This window comes from Armatimonas sp. (assembly GCF_031410135.1).
Lineage (GTDB): Bacteria > Armatimonadota > Armatimonadia > Armatimonadales > Armatimonadaceae > Armatimonas.
Genome location: NZ_JANNYP010000508.1, coordinates 1 through 1,976 on the forward strand (window position 1 = coordinate 1; position 1,976 = coordinate 1,976).

Annotated in this window: 3 protein-coding genes; all 3 read right to left on the reverse strand. The window is 55.3% G+C overall.

What is annotated here, in order from left to right; genetic code table 11:
* On the reverse strand, window positions 1-356 hold a 356-nt coding region (locus tag RMO15_RS18850; protein ID WP_309715277.1), incomplete at its 3' end, for a lyase family protein.
* A 480-nt stretch (window positions 357-836) separates the two neighbouring features.
* The gene (locus RMO15_RS18855) at window positions 837-1,370 is read right to left on the reverse strand and encodes an ankyrin repeat domain-containing protein (protein WP_309715280.1); all 534 of its coding nucleotides are present in this window, start codon (window positions 1,368-1,370) and stop codon (window positions 837-839) included.
* A gap of 56 nt (window positions 1,371-1,426) precedes the next feature.
* On the reverse strand, window positions 1,427-1,976 hold a 550-nt coding region (locus RMO15_RS18860), incomplete at its 5' end, for an NAD(P)-dependent oxidoreductase (protein WP_309715283.1).

Below are 1,976 nucleotides of genomic sequence, written 5' to 3' on the forward strand. Positions count from 1 at the left end.
AGGCGCACATCGGTAGCGATCTGATCATTGCGGGAGCGCGCCGTGTGGAGCTTGCCCGCGACATCTTTGCCCAGGCGCTCAAAGAGCATAGTCTCGATGGCAGAGTGAATGTCCTCAGCCTCGGGCGGCAGGCTCGCCGCGCCGCTCTCCAAATCCACGTAGAGTAGCTCTAAACCTGCGACGATCTTCGCCGCATCAACCTCAGGGACAATGCCCTGCCTACCCAGCATCTTCGCATGCGCGATGCTGCCGGTGATGTCCTCGCGCCAGAGCCGCTGGTCAAAAGGAAGTGACTGATTAAATTTCCAGACGAGAGCATCGGTCGTGCCCTCGAATCGTCCGCCCCAGAGTGCCATATCGGGGTCATGGTACCACGGCGGCCCTCATCCCCCCGGCCCCCTTCTCCCACTAAGGTGCCCTTGGGGGGGGATATGGGGTATTTAAAGCGACTCGCTGATACGGCAAGACCCATGAATGGGCCTATAGGGTTGCGTTATTTGTTGCCGCAGTCAGATCCATGTTGCCGCCAAGGACTGAGGGGGCTGTAGTAGTCAGGGATCGCGATTACGATAGGCTCTAGTTTGAGCACTAGGATTTTCTGCATGGACTTGTGAGATATGGCTCTTTGTAGATTTGCACCACAGATAGCGACAGCAATTCCCAATAATGTAGCGAGAGTTTTTGTTCGATGTTTCAATGCGTTCTCATCCACTCGTACCAGGAAGTAGGCACACTCTCTTTAGGATTAGCTTGTCCCCAGAAAACCCATGGGGAGCTCAATAAGTTCAAAGCACCGAAGATACCAAATACGACAAGAATTATTCTTGCGAGTCGTTTCATTCTCTAGCTCCCGACTGTTTAAGGAGTGTTACCAGATTAGGCCGTATAAATCGAGCCAGCGTGAGAGCGGTTGCTCCAGCATCGGTTCTATGATTGGGATCGCTGCCATGGTCGAGAAGAAGACGAATAAGACGTGGATTCCCATTTTCGACAGCCACCATCAAAGGAGTTCTGCCTTGCTCAAAGGTGATATTCGGGTTCGCTTTGTCCTTCAGAAGAGCACGGACAGTATCTTCATTACTCTCATAGCAAGCCAGAAAGAGTAAAGGTATTCCTTCACGTTCAGGAGGCGAGGTGCCAACCAGTAGCGCATTGATCCTCTCTTTCAGGCCAGGTTCGTCCCCTGTGTAGCGAAAGTTGGGATTGGCTCCGCGTGCGAGAAGTGCTTCAATTTCCTGCGTATCCTCGGAAGCCTGGATGGCATGTGCTAGTCGGCGATTTATAGCATCCGGGCTATTGGTTACCATCCACCAAGACCCGAAAGAAAATAAAGCGATTATCCCACACACAATTTTGAAGCGAGTCTTCATAGTCCTCCTCCACCGCAATAAAGGTTATACGCCGCTTCTCATGGATCTGCCAGATCTTAGGCCATGGTCTCCAGCATCTCCAGTGTGACTGCGGAGCGGAGGGGCTTGTTTTGCGCCCAGCTCGCAAACTCGTCCAGACACCAGTCGGCCATGCGGCGTACTTCGTTGCCGTTAGAGCCTGCGAGATGCGTGCTGAGACGAACATTGGGTAGCTCCCAGAGCGGTGAGTCGGGGGGGACGGGCTCGGGCCAGGTGACATCGAGCAGCGCCGTTAGATCAGGGCGGGCACGGAGAACGTCGGCAAGCTCGCTCTCGACCACGGTCAGCCCACGCCCGGTGTTGATAAAAGTCGCGCCGGAGCGAAGCTGGGCAAAGTGCGCGGCATTGAGCATCTGGGCCGTCTGTGGGTTGTTGGCCAGGTGGTTGGAGACGACAATCCCACGTGCGAAGGCTTCATCAAGGCCCACTTTCTCGACTCCCAGCGCCCGCGCCGCATCCTCGCTCAGAAACGGATCGAAGACCAGGATGTGCAAGGAGAAGGGCTTCAGATGCTGGATCACCTCACGACCAACGGCACCTGCACCGAGGAGCGCCACGGTCTCGCCG